Annotated in this window: 22 protein-coding genes; 16 read left to right on the top strand and 6 right to left on the bottom strand. The window is 66.0% G+C overall.

The window, feature by feature from the left end; translation table 11 throughout:
- The first annotated feature begins 254 nt into the window (after nucleotides 1-254).
- From DWG20_RS04085 to DWG20_RS04110, 6 genes are all read left to right on the top strand, one after another.
- Complete coding sequence (locus DWG20_RS04085; RefSeq protein WP_425451599.1) at nucleotides 255-2,321, top strand: heavy metal translocating P-type ATPase; 2,067 nt, start codon at nucleotides 255-257, stop codon at nucleotides 2,319-2,321.
- Between the two features lie 198 nt (nucleotides 2,322-2,519).
- Nucleotides 2,520-2,819 carry a TFIIB-type zinc ribbon-containing protein gene (locus tag DWG20_RS04090; protein WP_115432608.1) on the top strand — a complete coding sequence of 100 codons (300 nt, stop codon included), beginning with the start codon at nucleotides 2,520-2,522 and terminating at the stop codon, nucleotides 2,817-2,819.
- Nucleotides 2,820-2,889: 70 nt separating this feature from the next.
- Nucleotides 2,890-3,216: a hypothetical protein gene (locus DWG20_RS04095; protein ID WP_115432609.1), complete on the top strand. Its 327-nt coding sequence runs from the start codon at nucleotides 2,890-2,892 to the stop codon at nucleotides 3,214-3,216.
- 145 nt (nucleotides 3,217-3,361) lie between these two features.
- The gene (locus DWG20_RS04100) at nucleotides 3,362-3,808 is read left to right on the top strand and encodes a DUF411 domain-containing protein (RefSeq protein WP_115432610.1); all 447 of its coding nucleotides are present in this window, start codon (nucleotides 3,362-3,364) and stop codon (nucleotides 3,806-3,808) included.
- Nucleotides 3,809-3,924: 116 nt separating this feature from the next.
- Nucleotides 3,925-4,377 (top strand): disulfide bond formation protein B, encoded by a 453-nt coding sequence (locus tag DWG20_RS04105; RefSeq protein ID WP_220272005.1) that lies wholly within the window; start codon nucleotides 3,925-3,927, stop codon nucleotides 4,375-4,377.
- On the top strand, nucleotides 4,374-5,027 hold the full coding sequence (locus DWG20_RS04110) for a DsbA family protein (RefSeq protein ID WP_115432611.1): 654 nt from the start codon (nucleotides 4,374-4,376) through the stop codon (nucleotides 5,025-5,027). Before DWG20_RS04105 ends, DWG20_RS04110 begins: the two co-directional genes overlap by 4 nt.
- Before the next feature lie 310 nt (nucleotides 5,028-5,337).
- On the opposite strand, the gene DWG20_RS04115 is transcribed toward DWG20_RS04110, so the two are convergent.
- On the bottom strand, nucleotides 5,338-5,799 hold the full coding sequence (locus tag DWG20_RS04115; protein WP_115432612.1) for a CopD family protein: 462 nt from the start codon (nucleotides 5,797-5,799) through the stop codon (nucleotides 5,338-5,340).
- A gap of 314 nt (nucleotides 5,800-6,113) precedes the next feature.
- On the opposite strand from DWG20_RS04115, the gene DWG20_RS04120 reads away from it, so the two are divergent.
- The 4 genes from DWG20_RS04120 to DWG20_RS04140 all read left to right on the top strand — a co-directional run bounded on the left by DWG20_RS04120 (nucleotide 6,114) and on the right by DWG20_RS04140 (nucleotide 10,438).
- Entirely contained in the window at nucleotides 6,114-8,048 is a 1,935-nt protein-coding gene (locus tag DWG20_RS04120) for a B12-binding domain-containing radical SAM protein (protein WP_115432613.1), read from the top strand.
- A 218-nt stretch (nucleotides 8,049-8,266) separates the two neighbouring features.
- Nucleotides 8,267-9,346, top strand: coding sequence for a bifunctional DNA-binding transcriptional regulator/O6-methylguanine-DNA methyltransferase Ada (ada, locus tag DWG20_RS04130; RefSeq protein WP_115432615.1), 1,080 nt, complete (start codon nucleotides 8,267-8,269; stop codon nucleotides 9,344-9,346).
- Between the two features lie 78 nt (nucleotides 9,347-9,424).
- Nucleotides 9,425-10,072: a DNA oxidative demethylase AlkB gene (gene alkB / locus DWG20_RS04135; RefSeq protein ID WP_115432616.1), complete on the top strand. Its 648-nt coding sequence runs from the start codon at nucleotides 9,425-9,427 to the stop codon at nucleotides 10,070-10,072.
- 12 nt (nucleotides 10,073-10,084) lie between these two features.
- Nucleotides 10,085-10,438, top strand: coding sequence for a YkgJ family cysteine cluster protein (locus DWG20_RS04140; RefSeq protein WP_115432617.1), 354 nt, complete (start codon nucleotides 10,085-10,087; stop codon nucleotides 10,436-10,438).
- A 48-nt stretch (nucleotides 10,439-10,486) separates the two neighbouring features.
- Here DWG20_RS04140 and DWG20_RS04145 read toward each other — a convergent pair whose 3' ends face one another.
- Entirely contained in the window at nucleotides 10,487-12,259 is a 1,773-nt protein-coding gene (locus tag DWG20_RS04145; protein WP_115432618.1) for an ABC transporter transmembrane domain-containing protein, read from the bottom strand.
- Nucleotides 12,260-12,434: 175 nt separating this feature from the next.
- Between DWG20_RS04145 and DWG20_RS16080 the strand changes: the two genes are divergently transcribed.
- From DWG20_RS16080 to DWG20_RS04165, 6 genes are all read left to right on the top strand, one after another.
- Nucleotides 12,435-12,785, top strand: a complete 351-nt coding sequence (locus tag DWG20_RS16080; RefSeq protein WP_220272006.1) for a hypothetical protein — start codon at nucleotides 12,435-12,437, stop codon at nucleotides 12,783-12,785.
- A 152-nt stretch (nucleotides 12,786-12,937) separates the two neighbouring features.
- Complete coding sequence (locus DWG20_RS16335; protein ID WP_245944805.1) at nucleotides 12,938-13,381, top strand: hypothetical protein; 444 nt, start codon at nucleotides 12,938-12,940, stop codon at nucleotides 13,379-13,381.
- Nucleotides 13,372-13,587 (top strand): hypothetical protein, encoded by a 216-nt coding sequence (locus DWG20_RS16340; RefSeq protein ID WP_342767283.1) that lies wholly within the window; start codon nucleotides 13,372-13,374, stop codon nucleotides 13,585-13,587. Before DWG20_RS16335 ends, DWG20_RS16340 begins: the two co-directional genes overlap by 10 nt.
- Nucleotides 13,566-13,973, top strand: a complete 408-nt coding sequence (locus tag DWG20_RS04155; RefSeq protein ID WP_115432619.1) for a heme-binding protein — start codon at nucleotides 13,566-13,568, stop codon at nucleotides 13,971-13,973. Before DWG20_RS16340 ends, DWG20_RS04155 begins: the two co-directional genes overlap by 22 nt.
- A 52-nt stretch (nucleotides 13,974-14,025) precedes the next feature.
- Nucleotides 14,026-16,191 carry a malate synthase G gene (locus tag DWG20_RS04160; protein ID WP_115432620.1) on the top strand — a complete coding sequence of 722 codons (2,166 nt, stop codon included), beginning with the start codon at nucleotides 14,026-14,028 and terminating at the stop codon, nucleotides 16,189-16,191.
- A gap of 260 nt (nucleotides 16,192-16,451) precedes the next feature.
- Nucleotides 16,452-18,281: a sensor domain-containing diguanylate cyclase gene (locus DWG20_RS04165; protein ID WP_147289912.1), complete on the top strand. Its 1,830-nt coding sequence runs from the start codon at nucleotides 16,452-16,454 to the stop codon at nucleotides 18,279-18,281.
- Nucleotides 18,282-18,472: 191 nt separating this feature from the next.
- On the opposite strand, the gene DWG20_RS04170 is transcribed toward DWG20_RS04165, so the two are convergent.
- From DWG20_RS04170 to DWG20_RS04185, 4 genes are all read right to left on the bottom strand, one after another.
- Complete coding sequence (locus tag DWG20_RS04170) at nucleotides 18,473-19,057, bottom strand: DUF3501 family protein (protein ID WP_181880969.1); 585 nt, start codon at nucleotides 19,055-19,057, stop codon at nucleotides 18,473-18,475.
- A gap of 28 nt (nucleotides 19,058-19,085) precedes the next feature.
- A complete protein-coding gene (locus tag DWG20_RS04175) occupies nucleotides 19,086-20,420 on the bottom strand; it encodes a heterodisulfide reductase-related iron-sulfur binding cluster (protein ID WP_115432622.1) in 1,335 nt (444 codons plus the stop codon).
- A 66-nt stretch (nucleotides 20,421-20,486) separates the two neighbouring features.
- Nucleotides 20,487-20,909 (bottom strand): rubrerythrin family protein, encoded by a 423-nt coding sequence (locus tag DWG20_RS04180; RefSeq protein ID WP_115432623.1) that lies wholly within the window; start codon nucleotides 20,907-20,909, stop codon nucleotides 20,487-20,489.
- A 364-nt stretch (nucleotides 20,910-21,273) separates the two neighbouring features.
- The gene (locus DWG20_RS04185) at nucleotides 21,274-23,277 is read right to left on the bottom strand and encodes a site-specific recombinase (RefSeq protein WP_115432624.1); all 2,004 of its coding nucleotides are present in this window, start codon (nucleotides 23,275-23,277) and stop codon (nucleotides 21,274-21,276) included.
- Nucleotides 23,278-23,395 lie beyond the last annotated feature (118 nt).

Below are 23,395 nucleotides of genomic sequence, written 5' to 3' on the forward strand. Positions count from 1 at the left end.
CCATGGCCGGCTGCTGCGACCACGATCACGAACCTGCCCATAGGAACGGTCATGCCGACCTTCCCCATGATCACGCCCTTGCCCACAGCCAGGCGGGCGGGAAATATCGCGTTCCCGCTCCCGCCGCTTCGCAGACTCACCAACACGACCATGACCATGCTGGCGGTCAATGTTGTTCCTCCGCGCCCGTTGCATTCGGCAGTTTGGCCCCTCCGGCGGTCGTGGCAGACGGTGCCCGGACCGCGATCCGCATCATGCAGATGGATTGCCCCACCGAAGAGGCGCTGATCCGTAACAAGCTGGCCGGCATGGCGTCGGTCAAGAGCATGGAGTTCAACCTGATGCAGCGCGTGCTGACGGTGGTGCATGCGCCGAACGCGCTGGATCCGGTGCTGGAGGCGGTGCGTTCACTCGGCTTTCAACCGGAAGTGCCTGACGCCAGCGGCCAACTCGCCGCTACCGAGGAGCCGAAAAAGCCCTGGTGGCCGTTGGCCCTGGCCGGCGTGGCAGCCATCGCGTCGGAGGCGGTGGGCTGGTTAGGCTTACCCGGCGGGCTGGCCGCCGCACTCGCCATTCTGGCTGTCATCGCTTGCGGACTGACCACCTACAAGAAGGGGTGGGTGGCGATTCGCAACGGTAAGCTGAACATCAACGCGCTGATGAGCATTGCCGTGACCGGCGCCCTACTGATTGGGCAGTGGCCGGAGGCGGCGATGGTGATGGTGCTGTTCACGATCGCCGAGCTGATCGAGGTCAAGTCGCTCGATCGCGCACGCAACGCGATCGAGGGGCTGCTGAAACTGGCTCCGGAGACGGCCTCTGTGCAGCAAGCGGATGGCTCGTGGCGGGAGACGGACTCCAAGGCCGTCATGGTGGGCAGCGTAGTCCGGGTCAAGCCGGGCGAGCGCATCGCGTTGGACGGCGATATCGTGCGGGGCCGCTCGACGGTGAACCAGGCGCCGATTACCGGGGAGAGCCTGCCGGTGGACAAGGCCGCAGGCGATGCCGTGTTTGCCGGTACGATCAACGAGTCAGGCTCCTTTGAGTTCCGGGTCACGGCGGCGGCAGGCAACACCACCCTCGCGCGCATCATCCACGCGGTCGAGGAAGCGCAAGGGGCGAAAGCGCCGACGCAACGCTTTGTCGATCAGTTCGCCCGCGTCTATACGCCGATCGTGTTCGCGATCGCGCTCGCTGTCGCCGTTCTGCCGCCGTTGCTGATGGGGGGCAGCTGGCACGACTGGGTCTACAAGGCCTTGGTATTGCTGGTGATCGCCTGCCCGTGCGCGCTGGTGATCTCGACGCCGGTGACGATCGTCAGCGGCCTGGCGGCCGCTGCACGGCACGGGATCCTGATCAAGGGCGGCGTCTATCTGGAGGAAGGGCGCAAGCTGGCGTGGTTGGCGCTCGACAAGACCGGCACCCTGACGCACGGCAAGCCGGTGCAGACCGACTTCGAGTTGTGCGCCGACGTGAATGCCGCGCGCAGTCGGCGCCTGGCCGCCAGTCTGGCCGGCCGCTCCGACCATCCGGTGTCGCAAGCCGTTGCCCAAGCCGCCGACGCCGATGGAATCACGCGCGAGAACGTCGACGCGTTCGAGGCGCTGCCCGGACGCGGCGTGCGCGGCGTGATCGAGGGCAAGGCGTATAGCCTCGGCAACCATCGCCTGGTCGAGGAATTGGGCCGTTGCTCCGCAAAGCTCGAGGCCCGACTCGACACGCTGGAACGCCAAGGCAAAACGGTCGTCATGCTGATCGACGATAGCCAGGTGCTGGCCTTGTTCGCCGTGGCCGACACGGTAAAGGATTCCAGCCGCGCCGCGATCGCCGACCTGCACCGGCTGGGGGTCAAGACCGTGATGCTGACCGGCGACAATCCGCACACCGCCGAGGCGATCGCCCAGCAGGTCGGGATCGACCGGGCCCGCGGCAACCAGCAGCCCGAAGACAAGCTGAAAGCGGTCGAGGCTTTCTTGGCCGATGGGACGGTCGGCATGGTCGGCGACGGCATCAACGACGCACCGGCGCTGGCGCGCGCCGATATCGGTTTCGCGATGGGCGCGATGGGCACCGACACCGCGATCGAGACGGCCGACGTCGCCTTGATGGACGACGACCTGCGCAAGATCCCGACCTTCGTCCGCCTGTCGCAAGCCACGCGCTCGGTGCTGGTGCAGAACATTGCGCTGGCGCTGGGCATCAAGGCGGTGTTTCTGGCGCTGACCCTGCTTGGCCTGGGTACGATGTGGATGGCGGTATTCGCCGACATGGGGGCGAGCCTGCTGGTGGTCGGAAACGGGCTTCGGCTGCTGCGCCACTGATTCCGCCGTGCGGCAAGCAAGTTGGTGATGCCGACGAAGCGGAACTCCTGCTGCCATTCCGGGTCTTTGACTACGCCGCGCCTGCACCCATGCCCAGCGTGCCAGGCTCCGTGCACGCTATCCGATGAACGTCAGACCGGTGCGGCCGGCCAACGGCTGCCCCATTTGGAAAACCTGTGTTACCGCGAAAGGACAACGATGAAATGCCCGGTATGCCCCGATGCCACGCTGGTCATGAGTGAGCGCCAAGGGATCGAGATCGATTACTGCCCGCAATGCCGCGGCGTGTGGCTGGACCGCGGCGAGCTCGACAAGATCATCGAACGCTCGCCTGACGACGCGCCGGCAACTCAGCCAGCCTCCCAAGCGCAGCCCCGGCACCCACAGCCGGATCCGCGTTACCCGTCGCAGCCCGCCTCCTATCATCACGATGATCGCCACCAGCACGGCAAGCACGGTCACCGTCGCAAATCGTTCTGGGAAGAGTTGTTCGACTGATCGGTGACTTCGGCAAGCCGGCCCTGGGGTCGGCTTGTTCCCGGTCGGACGGCCGCTCACACTTCGGCTCATGATGAAACTGTTCCGGATTGCCTACCTGCTCCTTGCCTTGGCGCTGCTGCCCCTGCACGCCATGGGCATGGCTACGGGCGTGCTGTCCGGTAGCACCTGCAGCCCGCCATCTGGCGTGTGTCCCGCCCATGTCGACAAGGACAAGGCTGACACCCTGCATGGCATGGCGAAAACCGGTGCCGATTGCTGCTCCCCACAACTGACCGCCTTGCCGGCCATGCCCGTCTTGGCGGGAACCGCCGTTCTGACTCCAAGGCTCGCCCACGAGCCTCCCCCTCTCTTGGAGCGGACTATCGCGCCGCCCGAGCGTCCTCCCCGGATCTGACATTTTCCTGACGCAATATGCCGGCGGAACGGCCGACCCGCGCCGTTCTGCCCACCCGTGAAATTCATTCATGCCCCTCCTACCTTGTTCTCGGCCAACGTTGCCGAGCGATAGCGAGCGGGCTGGATTTGAAGGAAAACCCATCATGATCCGTTCGTTCATTACCCTGACCAGTGCCGCTGTATTCGGTCTTATCAGCCTCCCGGCCTGGGCGGCACTCCCCACCGTCACCCTGTACAAGAACAAGCAGTGCGAGTGTTGCACCGCTTGGGCGCATCACCTGGAAGCCGCCGGCTTTACCGTCAAAACCGTTTCAATGGACGACGTCACTCCGGTCAAAGACCGGCTCGGGGTGCCGCAGAAACTGCGTGTGTGCCATACCGCGCAAGCTGGCGCTTATACCCTCGAAGGTCACGTGCCGGCCGACCTGGTCGCCAAGGGGCTGAAGGACAAGCCGCGCATCGCCGGGCTGGCCACCCCCGGCATGCCGATCGGCTCGCCTGGCATGGAAGCCCCTGGAGCCAAGCCGCAGCCGTACTCGGTCATGGCCTACACCCGTAGTGGCAACGCGTTAGTCTATGCCCGGCGTTGATGCCGTACCCACTCGCTCATAGGGCAACGTTTCTGAATGCCTAAACCGGTGCCGGAATTCGCGCTGTGATTCCGGCTCCAGACCAACAGCAAACTCTGACGAAAGCAATTCTATCGATGACGGTCATGGAACTTCCTGCGCGTACGCGCAATGAATCGACGGCGTGGATGCTGGTTTTTGGCGCTTGGCTGATCGCCAGCGTGTCGACGCTCGGCGCACTGTTCTTCGGCGAGGTGATGCACCTGCCACCCTGCGTCCTCTGCTGGTATCAACGCATCTTCATGTTTCCGCTCGCGTTGATCTTGCCGATGGGGCTGTTCCCCTTCGACCGGAAAGTGGTCCGCTATGCGCTGCCGTTGGCCGTGCTCGGCGGGCTGTTTGCGGCCTTCCACCTGCTCCTGCTCGCCGGGGTGATTCCTGAAAACGTCCAGCCCTGCACGCAGGGCGTGCCCTGCTCGGAAACGGTGATCGAGTGGTTTGGCTTTGTGACGATTCCACTACTGTCGGCCGCAGCTTTTTCAATCATTACTGCGTTGCTGATCGCGACGCATCTTCGAGGTTCCAAATGAAGCAAAAGACGTTGTTTATCGTGGCCGCCGTTGTCCTGCTGCTGGCATTCCTGGGCGGCGCACTGGCCTACAAGGGCGAAAAACGCGACCAGTCCGCACAACTGGCCGACCTGAATCGCGAAGCTCTCGTGCGCATGCATTCGCCGACCCTTGGCAAGGCCGATGCGCCGGTCGCCATCGTCGAGTTTCTCGATCCCGCCTGCGAAACCTGCCGGGCGTTCTATCCACGGGTCAAGGAGATGATGGCTGCCAATCCGGACCAGATTCGGCTGGTGCTGCGTTACGCCCCCTTCCACGAGGGGTCGGACAAACTCGTGGCCGTGCTGGAAGCGGCGCGCAAGCAGGGCAAGTTCTGGCCGGTACTGGAAGCCTTGTTGACGGCGCAGGCCGACTGGGCGCCGAACCACACGGCGCAGACGGATCTGGTCTGGAAACACCTCGAAGGATTGGGGCTGGATCTGGCAAAGATGCAGGCGGACATGAATTCCCCGGAAATCGCCAGCGTGATCGCCCAGGACATTGAGGATGCCCGAACCCTCAACGTCACCAAGACACCGGAGTTCTTCGTCAACGGAAAACCATTGCCTAGCTTTGGCTATGAACAGCTGAAGGCACTGGTGGACGAGGCGTTGTTGTCCGCCCAGCGCTAGGTAGTTTGCTGTTTTCAGTGAACCGGAATCATGAACAGGCCGAACTGCACGGGGGGCGGTTCGGCCTGATCTTGCTTACCCAGTCTGGAGGCCATGTACAGGCGGCTTGACCAAGGCCACGCGCCACCTTCCGCTAATGCCACCCGAGGAATTGGCGGGCCGCGGCCGACTTAGGCCACGCGCGGTCGATTGATCCCGACATTTCCCGGCACAAACTCCAATCAACGCCGATTTCGACCGGCCATTTGCGGTCGGCCGTGAAGCCATGGACATCACACCCGCGTCGACTGATGCTTACGCCGACGGCGCGCTAGCCCAGCATACGCCCGAGCGTCGCCAGCCCGATGGTCAGGACACCGAGCACCAAGTTCGACCCGACCGCCCGCCGGATGCGATTGAGCGCAGCGCCGCCGGCCTTCCAGTCCTCGGCATCGACGGCTCGCTTGAGTGCGGCGTAGGGGCCGGTGGCGACGTAGACGAAGATCGCGACCATGACGACGCCGCTCGTCAGCATCAGGTGCCAGTTGAGCGGAGCGGCGGCGAAGCCGACGCGGCCGAGCAGGATGAGGCCGCTGGCGGGGATCAGGACGACGGCCCCCCACACCCAGACGAAAAAGCGCGCAAAGACGCGTTGCCAGAGCCGCAGCCGTTGCGGTGGCTCGAGCAGTTCAGCCACGGCCGGGCGCAAGCAGACGTACGCGAAGAACATGCCGCCGACCCACAGGGTGACGCCGGCAATATGCAGAAAGCGAAGGAGCGGTTCCAGGGTCATGAGTTTCTAATCGGCCTTAGGCGAAGTGGATTTGGAATCCTGCATTTTATACCCCAGCTACCGGCCAGAGTCCCTAGCCGAAAGAACGCCTACGGCCAGGATCGGTCAACCCGGCAATACCCAATAGCCGCTTCTGGCAAAATAGAGGGTCGCGTCAGCCTGGTGCGCGCGTAAAATCGGCGGACGATGGAAGGTGTGGAGCATGAAGCAATGAGGTGGGTTCGAAACGGGTCGAGGCCCGAAGAGGGTGTGGCGCCGGTCAGCGACCCTCGCACTGGCGTGCCGCAAGCGGCCGTAATGTCCGGGGCTTTTCTATGCTAGGCCAGTCCATCCGCGTGTTGTCGGTGATCCCGCCGATGACGCAGCTCAACACGCCCTACCCATCGACGGCCTACCTGACCGGCTTCCTGCGCTCACGCGGCGTGGATGCCGTGCAGGAAGACCTGGCGTTGGCGCTGGTCCTCGAGCTGTTTTCCCCCGACGGGCTGTCGGCTATCCGCGAGCGGATCGAGGCCATGCCGGCACGCAAACGCTCGCATCGCGTCAGCGCGTTTCTCGATCAGTTCGATCGCTACCGGATGACGATTGCGCCGACCGTGGCGTTCCTGCAGGGGCGCGACTCCACCGTCGGCCATCGTATCTGCGGGCGCAACTTCCTGCCCGAAGGGCAGCGCTTCGAATCGCTCGACGTCTATATCGACGAAGACGGCGGCGATCCTCTGGCCTGGGCGTTCGGTGCGCTCGGCATGCAAGACCGGGCCAGACACCTGGCCACGCTTTATCTGAACGATATCGCCGACGTGCTGCGCGACGCGGTCGATCCGCGCTTCGAATTCGTGCGCTATGCAGAATCCCTCGCGCAAAGCCAGCCCACCTTCGACCCGCTCGCCAGCGCGCTGGCGGCGCCGCTCAACCTGGTCGACAGCACGCTGCGCGAGCTGACGCTTCAGGCCGTGGCGCGGCACTCGCCGGATCTGGTCCTGGTGTCGGTTCCCTTCCCGGGCGCGGTGTATGCGGCCTTCCGCATCGCGCAGACGATCAAGGCGCACAATCCGTCGATCAAGATCGCGCTCGGCGGCGGCTTCGTGAACACCGAGCTGCGCGAGTTGGCCGAGCCTCGCGTGTTCGACCATTTCGACTACGTCATGCTCGATGCCGGCGAGCGCCCGCTCTTGGCCTTGCTCGAGCACCTGCAAGGCAAGCGCTCGCAGCAGCGCCTGGTGCGTACCTTCGTGCGTAGCGCCGAGACTTCGGAAGTCCGCTACATCAACTTCGCCGAGCTGGACGTGCCCTTCGGCGAAGTCGGTACGCCGACCTGGGACGGCCTGCCGCTCGATCGTTATCTGTCGCTCTTGGACATGCTCAACCCGATGCACCGGCTGTGGTCGGACGGGCGCTGGAACAAGCTGACCGTCGCCCACGGCTGTTACTGGAAGAAGTGCAGCTTCTGCGACATCAGCCTCGACTACATCTCGCGCTACGAAGCGGCCTCCGCCGCCACCCTCGTCGACCGGATCGAGGCGATCGTCGCGGAAACCGGACAGACCGGCTTCCATTTCGTCGACGAGGCCGCGCCGCCAAAGGTGTTGAAGGCGCTCGCCGAGGAACTGCTCAGAAGGAAGGTTTCGATCTCGTGGTGGGGCAATATCCGCTTCGAGAAGTCGTTCACCCCTGATCTTTGCCAGCTGCTGGCGGACAGCGGCTGTATCGCCATCTCCGGTGGGCTTGAGGTCGCGTCCGACCGCCTGCTCAAGCTGATGAAAAAAGGCGTTTCGGTCGAGCAGGTCGCCCGGGTGACGAGCGGCTTCACCGAGGCCGGCATCCTGGTGCACGCCTACCTGATGTACGGATTCCCGACCCAGACCGTGCAGGACACGGTGGACGCGCTCGAATACGTTCGGCAACTGTTCGACACCGGCTGCATCCAGTCCGGCTTTTTCCACCGTTTCGCCTGCACGGTGCATTCGCCGGTCGGCAAGAATCCGGAAGAGTACGGCGTCTCGCTCGAGCCGCTGCCGCCGGTCACCTTTGCGAAAAACGACGTCGGATTCATCGACCCGACCGGCGTCGATCACGATGCGCTGGGCGATGCGCTGAACAAGGCGCTCTACAACTACATGCATGGCATCGGCCTCGAAGAGGATGTTCGAAGCTGGTTCTATGGCCGAGCCCCACGCACCAAGGTGCCGCGCGACTTCATCGCACGGGCCCTCTCGGCGCGCCCGGGCGTCGATGCGCCGCACCGCTAGGTGTCCCATCCCTCCGGTTGACCTCCGGCGTCCTGCCGCCGAAACCCGCCGAGCCCGAACGCCGGCAAGACAGGCGTGTCTATCCCCCTGTTTGCGGTGGCAGCCGCCCTGCCTTCGTCTCGACGGCGGTCGAATTCGAGAGCAAGGTCCGGAGTGAAACCGTTTGCGTCCGCGGCTACATTCACCTTCATCATGTGGACCTCGGAAAGGAACGCATCATGAACGCCACAGCGAAAAACGCGCGACTCGCCGCCGCGACGGAAAGCGACCCCCGCTGGGCCGCCGTCGTCGCTCGCGACCCCAAGGCGGACGGCACGTTCTATTACTCGGTCAAGAGCACCGGCGTGTACTGCCGCCCTTCGTGCGCAGCGCGGCTGGCACGCCCCGAAAACGTCCGGTTCCATGCGACGCGCGCGGACGCCGAGCGGGCGGGCTTCAGGCCCTGCAAGCGGTGCAAGCCCGACCAGCCTTCGTTGGCCGAGCAATACGCGGCGAAGGTCACCGAAGCGTGCCGGATCATCGAGGCGTCGGAAAGCGCGCCCACTCTCGACGCGTTGGCCAGGCGCGTCGGCGTCAGCCCCTACCACTTCCACCGCGTGTTCAAGCACATCACCGGGTTGACGCCGAGGGAGTACGCGGCGGCGCAGCGCGAGGAACGCGTACGTCACGAACTCGGCCGCAGCGGCACGGTGACGGAAGCCATTTTCGGCGCCGGCTACAACGCCAACAGCCGCTTCTATGAAAAATCGGACGCGATGCTGGGCATGACGCCGAGCAACTACCGCGCCGGCGGCGCCAATACCGAGATCCGCTTCGCCGTCGGCGAATGCTCGCTCGGCGCGATACTCGTCGCCCAGAGCGAACGCGGCGTGTGCGCCATTCTGATCGGCGACGATCCCGACGAACTGGCTCGCGACCTGCAAGACCGCTTCCCGCGCGCCGACCTGATCGGCGGCGACGGGGAATTCGAACGGCTGGTCGCCAGAGTGGTCGGGTTCGTGGAAGCGCCGGCGCTCGGCCTGGACCTGCCGCTGGACGTGCGCGGCACGGCGTTTCAGCAGCGCGTGTGGCAGGCGCTGCGCGAGATTCCGGCCGGCGAAACGGCCAGTTACACCGACATCGCAAACCGTATCGGCGCCCCGAAGGCGGCGAGGGCCGTCGCGGGAGCCTGCGCAGCGAACGCGCTGGCGGTCGCCATCCCCTGCCATCGCGTGGTGCGCAACGACGGCGGGCTGTCCGGCTATCGCTGGGGCGTGGAACGCAAGCGCGCGCTGCTGGAAAAGGAAGCCAAGTCATGAATGCGACTCTCGACAAGACACCGGCCATCGCCGGACTGGCCGGCGTCACCTTCCACGACGCGACGTGAGGCCGGACGGATGACACCCGATCTATTCAGCGACGAGAATCAGACATGGAGCGAGGAACTGTGTCCGGGCGCGATGGTGCTGCGCGGTTTCGCCATGCCGGATGAAGCGGCCCTGCTCGCGGCGCTGGATGACATCGCCGCCGCGGCGCCGTTCCGCCGCATGGTCACGCCGGGCGGTTTTTGCATGTCCGTCGCAATGACGAACTGCGGCACCTACGGCTGGGTGAGCGATAGCACCGGCTATCGCTACGACACGGCAGACCCGGAAAGCGGCCGCCCGTGGCCCCGCCTGCCGGATGCCTTTCTGCAATTGGCGACGGACGCGGCGGCTCGCGCCGGCTTCGACGGTTTCGCGCCCGACGCCTGCCTCGTCAATCGCTACGCGCCGGGGGCACGGCTCTCCTTGCACCAGGACAAGAACGAGCACGACCTCGGCCAAGCTATCGTCTCGGTTTCGCTCGGCCTGCCTGCGGTTTTTCTGTTCGGCGGATCACGCCGGGATGACAAGCCGGCCCGTGTGCCACTGACGCACGGTGACGTGGTGGTGTGGGGCGGGCCGGCGAGGCTGCGCTATCACGGGGTGATGCCCCTCAAGGACGGACTCCACCCGCTGCTGGGTGGGCAGCGGATCAACCTGACGTTCCGAAAAGCGGCTTAGAAACGACATCCCATGACCCCCAATAGTCAGAAGATCCGGTTTTTCCGGGCGCGTATTCCCTCCTTCGAGTGCAAACCCGGATGCCACGACTGTTGCGGGCCGGTGACCACCTCCACAGAGGAGATGGCGAGGCTGCCGGTCAAAAGCGAGGAAGAACATGCGGCCGCGCTCGCCGACCTGAGCTGCCCGCACCTTGGCGAAAAAGGGTGCCAGGTCTACGCCGAGCGCCCGCTGATCTGCCGTTTGTTCGGAACGACCCCGCGACTCGCCTGTCCGCATGGCAAACGGCCTGATGCGATGATCGATGCGCGCATCGAGCAACAGATTCACCGCTACTTTGCCGAGGTGCGCCATGTCCTGGTTTGACGCCTGAAGGGAAATGATCCCCGGCCTATTCGACCTGCCCGCGGCGTGCTACGCCTCCGGGCCGAACTGCAAGGCGGCGAGGCGTGCGTAGAGCGGCGAAGCGCCGAGCAGCGTCTGGTGCGTGCCTTCGGCGACGATACGCCCCTGGTCGAGAACGACGATGCGGTCGGCTTTCTTGACCGTCGCCAGCCGGTGGGCGATGACCAGCGTGGTCCGGTTCTCGGCCGCGCGCTCCAGCGCCTGCTGCACCAGTCGCTCCGACTCGGCGTCGAGCGCGCTGGTCGCTTCGTCGAGCAGCAGCACCGGCGGATTTTTCAGGATGGCGCGCGCGATGGCGATGCGCTGGCGCTGGCCGCCGGACAGACGGACGCCGCGCTCGCCCAGGTAGGTGTCGTAGCCTTGCGGCAGCCGTTCGATGAACTCGTGGGCCGCCGCGGCCTCTGCCGCCGCCTGCACCTCGGCATCGGTCGCGTCGGGCCGGCCGTAGCGGATATTCTCCAGCGCGCTGGCGCCGAATATCACCGAATCCTGCAGCACCACGCCGATATGGCGGCGCAGCCCGGCCAAGCCGATCTCCCGCAGATCGACCCCATTGAGCGTGAGCCTCCCGTGTTGCGGGTCGTAAAAACGCAGCAGCAACTGGAACAAGGTCGACTTGCCGGCGCCCGACGGCCCGACCAGCGCGATGTGTTCCCCCGGCGCGATCCGCAGCTCGATAGCGTGTAGCGACGGCTGCCCGGACCGCGACGGGTAGGAAAACGTCACGCCCTCAAAGGCGATGCCGGCGCCGCTGGAGGGCAGCACCCGTGTTCCGTCGGCTTCTGCTACCGGGGAACGCAGCGCCAGCAACTCCATCAGCCGCTCCGTCGCCCCGGCGGCCCGCTGTAGATCCCCCCACACTTCTGCGATCGCGCCGATCGCCCCCGCGGTCACGACGGCGTACAGGATGAACTGCCCCAGTTGGCCGAGGCTCATCCGGCCGCCGAGCACCTCGTGGGCGCCGAGCCAGAGCACGAACACGATCGCGCCGAACACCAGCAGGATCACGGCGACGGTCAGCAGCGCCCGCGCGCGGATACGCGCCAGCGCGGCCTGGAAACTGGTTTCGACCGAGCGGGTGAAACGCTCCGTCTCGTAGGGTTCCTGGCCGAACGCCTGCACGGTCGGGACCGCGTTCAGCGTCTCCCCCGCGATGGCGCTGGAATCGGCGATCCGGTCCTGGCTGGACTTCGACAAGCGCCGCACCCGGCGGCCGAACACCACGATGGGCAGAACCACCAGCAGCAGCGTGACCAGGATGTAGCCGGTCAGGCTCGGGCTGGTCGCGGTCAGCATCGCGAGACCGCCTAGCATCAAGAGCAGATTGCGCAACCCCATCGACAGGCTGGTGCCGATGACGGTCTGCACCAGCGTCGTGTCGGTCGTCAGCCGCGACAGCACCTCGCCGGTCTGCGTCGTCTCGAAGTATTCGGGACTCATCCGGATCACGTGGCGATAGACCGCATTGCGGACATCCGCCGTCACCCGCTCGCCCAGCCATGACACCAGGTAGAAGCGGGCGGCCGTCGCCACGGCCAGCACGACGGACACGCCGAACAGCAGCAGAAAATAGCGGTCGATATGCCCCTGGCTCGCCGGGCTGAAACCCCGGTCGATCAGGTTGCGGAATGCGACCGGCAAGACCAGCGTCGCACCGGCGGCGATGCCCAGCGCCACAAAGGCCAGCAGCCCGAGCCAGCGGTAGGGTCGCAGGAAAGGCAGCAGGCCCGCCAGCGGGGTGACTCGGCGTACAGGGGCGGGAATCGCCGTCGTTGCAGGCATCGTGTAGGAGGGAGTGAGGCCGCTTGGCCGATGGCTCCACTCTAGCCGCAGGCGGCGGTCGCCGCCTAGACACGCCGTGCCACACAAAAAAAGCCGCGACACGCGTCGCGGCTTTTTTTACGCGGCCCTCGGCCAAGCGGGAGCGTCAGTTCACATTGCCCCGGATGAAGGTCAGGTGCGCGCCGCGCGTCGGCAGGCGCGCTGCGAGACTTCATCCTCGGCGTCGTGCTGCTCTCGGGAAAAGGGCCAGGCGCTGACCTTCGGCGGCCAGGTGATGAAGAACGTCGCCGGCTCGCTCGGTACCTTGGGTTTAATTCTGGAGGCGTCGCTCAAGGTGCTGCCGCGCCCGTTCGCCGAGGCGACGCCGCGCTTCGAGATGGACGAGGCCGACGCGCTGAAGCAGCTGAACCAATGGGGCGGCCCGGCCGCTGCCGATCTCGGCCAACGTCTGGCACGACGGGGGGCTGCACGTACGGTTAAGCGGCGCGACCTGCCCGACCTACCAGCTGCTCGGCGACGAGCTTGACGGCCCGCGCGGCCGGATCTATCTGATCAAGCAGGTGCTCGAAGGCTGCGTGCAGCCGACGATGCTGCCCAACATCAACCACGAGACCGCGCGCGCTCGACGCGCTGGGCATAGAACTGATCTCGCCGCTGTCTGCCGGCTGCTGCGGCGAGATCCGCTACCACCTTGACGAGCAGGAACCAGGCCTTAACGACATGCGGCGCAACATCGACGCGTGGTGGCCATTTGTCGAACAAGGCGTCGAGGCGATCGTGATCAACGCGTCCGGCTGCGGCGTCACCGTCAAGGAATACGGCCATTACCTGAAGCACGACACGGACTACGCTGAAAAGGCGCGGCGCGTCAGCGGGCTGGCGCGCGATCTCTCCGAAGTGCTCGCGCCCGGGGCGCAAAGCTTGGCCGAGCTCGTCGCCGCGTCGCCGCTAAAGCGCGTCGCCTACCACCCGCCGTGCACCTTGCAACACGGGCAGAAGGTGCGCGGCCATGCGAAAAACTGCTGTAAAGTCTGTGACTTACCGTTTTCTTGCCCGCCGACAGCCACCTTTGCTGCGGTTCGGCAGGCACCTATTCGGTATTACAACCTGAGTTGTCTTTGAAATTGCGCGACAATAAGCTCGAAGCGCTCGCCGGAACCGAGCCGGAAATGATCGTCTCCGGCAACGCCGGCTGCATCGGGCACCTGCAAAGCGGCACCGCCACCCCGGTCGGACACTGGGTGGAGCTCGTCGACAAGATGCTGGCCGACAAGCGCGCAAACCAATCACAACAAGGAGCTGAGACATGCAACAAAAAGCCGTACTGACCCTCGACGAAATCAACACCATCCTGAACGCCGCCCGCCAGGAAGCCGAAAGCAACCAGTGGAAGGTCTCGATCGCCGTCGTCGACGACGGCGGCCACCCGCTCGGCCTGGTGCGCATGAACGACTGCGCGCCGATCAGCGCCTACATTGCAATGGAGAAGGCGCGTTCCGCCGCGCTCGGCCGCCGCGAGTCGAAGAACTTCGAAGACATGATCAACAACGGTCGCACCGCCTTCCTGTCGGCCCCGATCCTGAGCGGCATGCTCGAAGGCGGCGTGCCGGTGCTGGTCGACGGCCAAGTCGTCGGCGCGGTCGGCATTTCCGGTCTGACGCCGGATCTCGACGCCCGCATCGCCAAGGTCGGCATCGCCGCCTTGGGGCTGTAAGGGCGTAAACGCGCGGGCTTGCGGCCCGCCGCCCAGCCAGGAAAGAAGAACCATGACCGAACGTATCCGCTGCCACCGCCTCCAGGTGGCCGAAGTCCTCCATCGTTTCATCGAACAGGAGGCGTTGCCGGGTACCGGTCTCGACGCCGCCGCCTTCTGGCGCGGCGTCGACGCGCTGGTGCACGATCTGGCGCCGAAGAACCGGGCGCTGTTGGCCGAGCGCGACCGACTACAAGCGGAACTGGACGACTGGTACCGCCGGCATCCGGGGCCGATCGCCGACATGGGCGCCTACCAGGCCTTCCTGAAGTCCATCGGCTACCTGGTCGACGCGCCGGATGCGGTTGTGGTCGACACCGACAACGTCGACGTCGAGATCGCCGAACAGGCCGGCCCGCAACTAGTGGTGCCGGTGATGAACGCGCGCTACGCGCTGAACGCCGCCAACGCCCGCTGGGGCAGCCTGTACGATGCGCTGTACGGCAGCGACGCGATCCCCGACGAGGGCGACGCGGCTCGCACCGTCGGCTACAACCCGGTGCGCGGCGCCCGCGTCATCGCCTTCGGGCGCGACTTTCTCGATTCCAGCGCGCCGCTCTCCCAAGGCTCGCACGCATCGGCCACCGCCTACCGCGTGGCAGGCGGGCGACTCGAAACCGTTCTTGACGACGGCGCCGTCGCAACGTTGGCCGAGCCCGGCCAGTTCCTCGGCTACCGAGGCGAGGCGGCGGCGCCGTCGGCCGTCCTCATCAAGCGCCACGGCCTGCATTTCGAGATCCAGATCGACAAATCCCACCCCATCGGCGCGCACGACGCGGCCGGCGTGAAGGACATCCTGATCGAGGCGGCGATCACCACCATCATGGATTGCGAAGACTCGGTCGCCGCGGTCGACGCCGACGACAAGGTCGTCATCTACCGCAACTGGCTGGGGCTGATGAAGGGCGACCTCGCCGAAAACGTCAGCAAGCACGGCCAGGCGATCACGCGCCGGCTGAACCCGGACCGCGACTACACCGCCGCCGACGGTGGCACGTTGACGCTCCCGGGGCGCTCGCTGATGTTCGTCCGCAACGTCGGCCACCTGCTGATCAACCCGGCGGTGCTCGACGAAAACGGCGACGAGGTGCCCGAAGGCCTCGTCGACGCCGTCGTCACCAGCCTGATCGCCATCCACGACCTAGAGCGCCCCGGCGGCAACTCGCGCACGGGCTCGGTCTACATCGTCAAACCGAAGATGCACGGCCCGGCCGAGGTCGCGTTTTCCAATGAACTCTTCGGCCGCGTCGAAGACCTGTTGGGCCTGACGCGCTTCACGCTGAAGATGGGCATCATGGACGAAGAGCGCCGCACCAGCGTCAACCTGAAAGCCTGTATCGCCGCCGCCGCGTCGCGCGTGGTGTTCATCAACACCGGCTTTCTCGACCGCACCGGCGACGAGCTGCACACGTCGATGGAAGCCGGGCCGATGGTGAAGAAGGGCGACATGAAGCATTCGCGCTGGATAGCCGCCTACGAAAAAAACAACGTGCAGGTCGGCATCGCCTGCGGCCTCAGGGGCCGCGCGCAGATCGGCAAGGGCATGTGGGCGATGCCGGACCTGATGGCGGCGATGCTCAAGGAAAAGATCGCTCACCCTCTGGCCGGCGCCAACACCGCCTGGGTGCCGTCGCCGACCGCCGCGGTGCTGCACGCGCTGCACTACCACCAGGTCGATGTCGAAGCGGTGCAGCGCGCGCTCGAAGGCAAGTTGGAAGACCTCATCGACGAGCTGTTGACCGTGCCGATTGAGCCGGCCCCGGCCTGGTCGGCCGCCGAGATCCAAGAGGAGCTCGACAACAACGCGCAGGGCATCCTCGGCTACGTCGTGCGCTGGGTCGACCAGGGCGTCGGCTGTTCCAAGGTGCCCGACATCCACAACGTCGCGCTGATGGAGGACCGCGCGACGCTGCGCATCTCCAGCCAGCACATCGCCAACTGGCTGCGCCACGGCGTCATCACCGAAGTGCAGGTACTCGAGACGATGAAACGCATGGCGGCGGTGGTCGACGGCCAGAACCAGGGCGATCCGTTTTACCGGGCTATGGCGCCCGACTTCGACGCGTCGGTCGCGTTCAAGGCCGCGTGCGACCTGGTGTTCAAGGGACGCGAACAGCCGAACGGCTACACCGAACCGCTGCTGCACCACTGGCGCCGCGTGGCCAAGGCGCGGCGCTGAACACAAGACGGGGCTCGGCCAACCTTCAGAGGGGATAGGCCGAGCCCCCGCCGCTTGTCGTTTCTGGCGTACGATCCCGGCCCTAGAAGCGTCCGCAGCTCGGCCAGCCTCCCCGCCACGACCGGCCCCCTGCGGGCCGAAGCCCGCCGGCCGCTTCGCCCGTACCGTCCCCCTACAAACCAACCATTCGGCATGGCGGGTGCCGCCAGCCGGAACGACTGCGGCTATACTTGGCGGCATTCGTGTATCCGGACCGCGCCATGCTGGCCCCGCCCACCCCCTCCGACGAACCGCAGCGTCTCGAGGCGCTCGACACCGCGCCCGACGAAGAACTCGACCGCATCACGCGCACCGCGTCGCGCCTGTTCGGCGTGCCGATCGCGCTCGTGTCGCTGGTCGACGAGAATCGTCAGTGGTTCAAGTCGCGGGTCGGGCTCGACGTCGGCGACACGCCGCGCGACGTGTCGTTCTGCGGCCACGCCATCCTCGGCGACGATGCGCTGATCGTCGAGAACGCCGGCGAAGACGCGCGCTTTCGCGACATGGTGCTGGACGGCCGCCGCATCGCGTTCTACGCCGGCCAGCCGATCCGCTCGCTGAGCGGCAAACGGCTCGGCACGCTGTGCCTGATCGACAGCCGCCCGCGCCGCTTCACCGAGGATGACGCGGACGCGCTGCGCGACCTCGCGACGTTGGCCGAGCGTTTTTTCCACAGGCTCGAAGCGGGCAACGAACTCGAGCATCGTCTAGCGCTGCGCACCGCCGAACTCGAGACGGCCAAGCGCGAGCTGAACCGCGAGATCCACGAGCGCGAACGCTTCCAGCGCTCGCTGTCGGAAGAAGAGGAACGCTTCAGCACCATCCTGGAGAACGCGACCGACGCCTTCATCGCGGTCGACAAGGCGGGCCACATCATCGAATGGAACCAGTCGGCCGAGCGCGTGTTCGGCTGGTCGCGCGCCGAGGCGCTCGGCCGACCGCTGGCCGAGACCGTCATCCCCGAAACGCTGCGCGGCGCGCATCATGACGGCTTCGCGCGCTTCATAAGGAGCGGTGTGGGCACCATCATGAACCGGCGCATCGAGATCACCGCCCGCCGGCGCGACGGCAGCGTGTTCCCCGCCGAGCTGACGCTGACGTCGAACCATCTGGGCGAGCAGCAGATCATCAGCGCCTTCCTGCACGACATCAGCGAGCGCAAGGCCGCCGAAAACCTGCTGCGCAAGAGCCGCGAACGGCTGCGCCTCATCACCGACAACATGCCGGCCCTGATCGCCTACGTCGACGTCGACCTGCGCTACCTGTTCAACAACCGGGCGTATGAACACTGGTTCGGCGTGCCGCCGGAGAAACTCGCCGGCACGCCGATGCGCGAGTTGCTCAGCGAGACCGCGTTCGAGCGCGCCTTGCAGGGCGAGCAGGTCACCTTCGAGAACCTGTTCGACTGCCGGCTCGGCCGCATCGACGTCACCACCACGCTGATCCCCAACGCCGGCGACGACGGCAAGATCGAAGGCTTTTACGTGCTGTCGCTCGACGTCACCGAAAGAAAGCGGCTGATGTCGCGCCTCGAACAGGAGGCGAGCCTCGATGCGCTGACCGAACTGCCGAACCGCCGCGCGTTCATGCGCCAGCTGTCGCGCGCGATCACGGGCAGCCGCCGCAACCGGTCGGCCTTCGCGCTGTTGTTCATCGACCTCGACGGTTTCAAGCGGCTGAACGACGGCCACGGCCACGACTTCGGCGACGCGGTGCTCAAGCGCTTCGCCGACATCCTGACCGGCGCATTGCGCCAGACCGACACCGTCGCGCGGCTGGCCGGCGACGAATTCACCGTGATCCTCGAAGGGCTCGACACACCGGCGTCGGCCGCGCCGGCGGTGGCGGCCAAGCTGCTCGATACGCTGTCGGCAGTGCGCGAGATCGACGGCCGGCCGGTGACCCTGTCGGCCAGCATCGGCGTCGCGCTGCACCACCCCGCGTCGAACGCGACGCCCGACTCGCTGCTCGCGGCGGCCGACCGCGCGATGTACGAGGCGAAGCAGTCGGGCAAGAACCGTTACGCGCTGTCGGTCGGCGAACCGGGCTGAGGGCAAGCCTCGTCCCGGCCTCATGCCGAGAAAAGGCCCGACCGCAAGGTCGGGCCTTTTTCGTCGCCGCTCTTCTTCGCCGCGCCGCCCCATCGAATCCAAGGTTGGCCGAGCCGATCCACGGCTGAGATAGGGCATGGCTTGCCCGACAGGAGACACGATGCGTTAATGCCCCTCCGTCAACCGCCCCCTCACGCGAGGTCGGCCACCAGCGACGAACGCACCGCGTCCGGCACCGGACTCACCTCGACCCGGTACTCGGGATGATCGATGCCAGCGGCAAGTTCCGCGCCATCCTTCGCCGCAGCCGCCATTTCGGGCGTCAACTCGAAGCGCAGGAAGTGCACCGCGGCGGTCTTGTCCGGCGTTTCGCGGCTGAGATCCTCGTTGGCGATCGGCGTCACCCTCTCGAAGCCCTCGACCTGCAGCCACACCGCCTTCTCGACGCCGATCAGCTTCGCCAGCGCCGCGCGGCGTTCGTCGACGTCGTCGTACTCGATCATGAAGGTCGCCTTCCAGTTGCGCCCGCTCGGGATCAGCGGGTTGTAGACGTCGAGCTCGTCCTGGATCAGCCCGGGCTCGAAGATGCGTTCGAGGCGCAGCATTTCCTGTACCTGGTACTGCATGGTCAGCGCGTCCTCGAAGTAGAGCGTCGCGTGTTCGCCGAGCGCGAGGCGGCGCCGCGCCTTGTGTTCCATCACGCGCGCCCGGAACGTTGGCCGAGCCCGCGCGTATTCTTCGAGGCTGAAAAGGTCCTGATGGGTCAGTGCGGTCATGGTCTTTTCCCCGGTGATCGGGCCGGCCTCACAGCCCGTAGGCGCGGCGCAACAGCGTGATCGGGTGCTCGGCGACACGGCCGTCGGCGACGGCGTGCTCGATGTGGTGGCCGGCCATCGCGCAGTCGCTGCCGTAGTGGTCGGCCTCGTAGCGTTTCACGCGTTCGGCCACCGGTTTGACGATCTTCATCGCGAACGGGTGGAACTCCTTCTTCACCGCATAGGTGCCGTCGTGGCCGGAACAGCGCTCGATCAGCTCGACCTCGGTGCCGGGCACCATCGACAACAGGTCGAAGGTCTTGTGGCCGATGTTCTGCACGCGCTGGTGACAGGCGGCGTGGTAGGCGACCCTGCCGAGCGAAGACTGGAAGTCGGTTTTGAGTTTGCCCGCCCTGTGGCGCAGCATCAGGTACTCGAACGGATCGTAGAAAGCGTCGGCGACTTTTCTCACCTGTTCATCGTCGGGAAACATAGCCGGCAGCTCGTTCTTGAACATCAGCACGCAGGACGGGAGCAGCGCGGTCAGGTCCCAGCCCTTGTCGACGAGCTCGGCCAACATCGGCACGTTGTGCTCCTTGGCCTGGCGCACCGATTCGAGGTCGCCCAGTTCCAGCCGCGGCATGCCGCAGCAGCGTTCCTTGCCGGCCAGGATCACCGGGATGCCGTTGTGCTCGAACACCGCGAACAGGTCTTCGCCCGGCCCCGGCTCGTTGCGGTTCATATAACAGGTGGCGAACAGCGCGACGCGGCCGCGCGTCGTATGGGTCGGTTCGGCCGACGCCAGCGTCGCGTGGTGCTTCATCCGCTTCCTGAGCGTCTTGCTGTGGAAGACCGGCAGCTTGGCGTCGGCGTGCACCTCGAGCACCGCTTCCAGCAGTTTCCTCGCCGGCTTCGCCTTGTTGGCGGCGTTGACGATGCCGGCGACCACCGGGATGCCGGCGATATTGCCGACCGCATCGGTGCTCGTCAGTATCCTGTCGCGCAGCTTGACCTTGCCCTCTTTGTACTTGACCGCCTTCGCGCGCAGCATCAGGTGCGGGAAGTCGACGTTCCACGGGTGCGGCGGCACGTACGGGCATTTGGTCATGTAGCAGAGGTCGCACAGGTAGCAGTGGTCGACCACCTTGCCGAAGTCGGCCTTGTCGACGCCGTCGACCTCCATCGTGCTCGACGCGTCGACGAGGTCGAACAGCGTCGGGAAGGCGAAGCACAGGTTGACGCAGCGCCGGCAGCCGTGACAGATGTCGAACACGCGCTCCATCTCGGCGAGCACGGCGGTCTCGTCGTAGAACGCCGGGTCGTCCTGGCCTAGCGGGTGACGGGTCGGGGCGTCGAGGCTGCCTTCGCGCTTGTCGCTGGCCATCGCAATACCCTCCTGAACGCGTGTCGGGAATCGGAAAGCGCCCGGCAGAGGCCGGGCGGTGTTAGCTCAAAGGACTTGCAGCTCGTTCAACGCCTTGGTGTAGCGGTTGGCGTGCGAGCGCTCGGCCTTGGCGAGCGTTTCGAACCAGTCCGCGACTTCGTCGAAGCCTTCGTCGCGGGCCACCTTGGCCATGCCGGGGTACATATCGGTGTACTCGTGGGTCTCGCCGGCGATGGCGCTCTTCAGGTTGTCGACGGTGCGGCCGAACGGCAGGCCGGTGGCCGGGTCGCTGCATTGTTCGAGGTATTCCAGATGGCCGAAGCCGTGGCCGGTCTCGCCTTCGGCGGTGGAACGGAACAGCGCGGAGACGTCGTTATAGCCTTCGACGTCGGCCTTGGTCGCGAAGTAAAGATAACGCCGGTTGGCCTGCGATTCGCCGGCGAAGGCGTCCTTCAGGTTCTGTTCGGTCTTGCTGCCTTTCAGACTCATGACTCTCACCTCATCGGGTTCGGTTGCACAGGGCGGCCGCTCGGCCACCACCCGCCGCAAGCAGAATGACAGTCCGCGACGACAGCTCGACCACCCGCCGCGCGCGATCTGCCCACACGACGCTGTCAGCGGCTCTTAACCGTAGCCTAGGCAGGGAAAAGGCCAAGCGGTATTTGATTTTCTTTAAGGGTTGGATAGCGGAAGACAATCGCCGCCAGAAAAAAATAGCCCTGACAAGATGGACCGGCACCGCGTGCATTCCTGCCGGATTTCGCCGGCCTCAAACAAGCCTGCGCCGCCGATACTGCGCGCGTACAAAGAAACAGCCCGCCATCGGGCGGGCTGTCTGCGGCGACGGCGGTTCTTACGCCGGGTCCTGCTCCGCTGCCGCGCCGGGCACGGCCTTCGGCGGCGGCAGGATGAAGCTCAGCGGACTCCTGAAGAAGCGCCTGATCACCGCCGGAACCAGCGGCAGCGCCTCGCGCGCGCGCAGTTTGCGCGAACGCAGCGCGACCCACAGCGCCAGGCTGAAGCTGACCAGCAGGTTGGTCATGCCGACCAGCGCGATGCCGGCGACCGACCACAGCAGCACCGACATCGACAGCTGGTAGTCGAGCGTCACCGACGCGAACGACAGGTAGGCCGACGAGAAGGTGATGTGGCGGATGTCGAGCGGCAGGCCGAGCAGGAAACCGATGGTGCCGGTCACGCCGAGGAACATCCCGAAGTAGAAGTTGCCGGCCAGCCCGCCGAGGTTGTCCTCGATATAGCGCGAGAGCCTCAGCGTGCGGCGCTCGCCGAGCACGCGGTTCAGCCACGGCAAGGCGGCGATGCGCTCGGGGATGCGCCGGTAGATCGCCAGGTTGTCGTAGTAGCCGGCGATCAGGCCGGCGAGGAACAGGTAGACGCCGGCGATCGCCGCGTGAAAGAGCGCGAGGCTCGCCACCGGGTTGAGGTCGGCCAGCAGGTGCCGCGCCTTCGCCGCGTCGATCACCGGCGCGCCGGTGATGTAACGCCACGCCTCGGCGATCGCCCACGCGGTCGGGATCGCCAGCAGCACGTTGCCGAGGATGGCGACGAACTGGGTGCGCAACACCTTGACGACGAGCTCGGTCAACTCGTCGACCCACGCTCGGCCGCCGGCCTTGTCGTGGATCGCCGCGGCGATGCGCGCGGCGGTCATCGCCGGCTGCTTGGTCGCGATGGTGAAGTGCAGCACGTGCACCAGCATGAAGCCGAGCGAATAGTTGAGGCCGAAGGCCAACGCCTCCCAGATCAGCGGCAGGTGAGCCTTGCCGAGCAAGAGCTTGATCAAGGCCATGAAGCCGACGATCAGCCCGGCGCCGGCGGCGGCGCGCGCCATGCCGGACCACTCGGTGCGCGTCTCGGCGATGTAGTGCTCGCCGTGGCGACCGGCGTGCTCGGTCACCTGCAGCGCGATCAGCTCGGTGTTCTCAGTGAACAGGTCGCGCACGCTGTACTTGCGGTTATCGGCGCGCACCAGCTCGGCCAACAGCAGGAACAGCGTCGCATCCTCGGCCGGATCATGGCGCCAGTTCAACAGGTCGAGCAGCATGCGCATGCGGTCGATGTGCTGTTTGAGCCGCAGCACATGGTAGGTGAGGCCGACCGAGATGCCGTAGCGCGCGGCGTTCTTCTTGGCGCGCGCGAGGATGTCCTCGCACTGGTCGAGCAGCACCAGAAGCTGCTTCTCATCCTCGGCCGGTTCGGCCGACTCCATCAGCGCCTCGCGGTACGATTCCGAGTAGCGCAGCGTCTCGGCGCCCAGGTGCAGGAACGGCGACTCGAAGCGCTCGATCTCGGGCACCACGCGCACCAGTTCGGGTTCGAGCCCGATCGCGCTGATGCGCGCGGTCAGCACCTGCACCGCTTCGAGCAGCTGCAGGCGAGTATGGTCGGCGACGCGGCCGTCTTCCTCGCCCCAGGCGAGCGCGCGCCACAGGTCGGACCACACGTCGCGCGGCAGGGCGGCGACCCAGCGGTGATCCTTGCGGTCGGCGAACAGTTCGCCGAACACGTCCTTCAGGTATTCCGGGTTCTTGGCCGGCGGCAACAGCCGCTCGCCGACACGGCGCTTGAACGCCGGGTAGAAACCTTCGTTCGACAGCGTGCCGACGTCGGTGTAGAGGGCGACCTGGCGCGTGCCGCCCATCAGGTTCAGCAGCGCGCTACGCAGCGCCGCGCGGTAATCGGGTTCGCGGTTCAGAAGAAAGGTCAGCGCGCGAACGTTCTTGGTGGCCTGCTCGACGTCGTCGGCGTCGTCGGGGCGCAGCGCGGCGATCAGCCGCGCCAGCAGCGGCGCGGGGGCCGCGTCGGGCAGGCACATGGCTTTGAGGACTTCGTCCATAGGCTCCCTAACATGCGGGCGCCGGCAGGAGCCGGCGCGGGACGGACAATTTACCAAAAAAGGGGGATGACTGCCTAAAAAATAAGCGGGGCCGCTGATCGCGGCCCCGCTCGGCTCG

This window comes from Crenobacter cavernae, assembly GCF_003355495.1.
GTDB classification, from domain to species: Bacteria; Pseudomonadota; Gammaproteobacteria; order Burkholderiales; family Chromobacteriaceae; genus Crenobacter; species Crenobacter cavernae.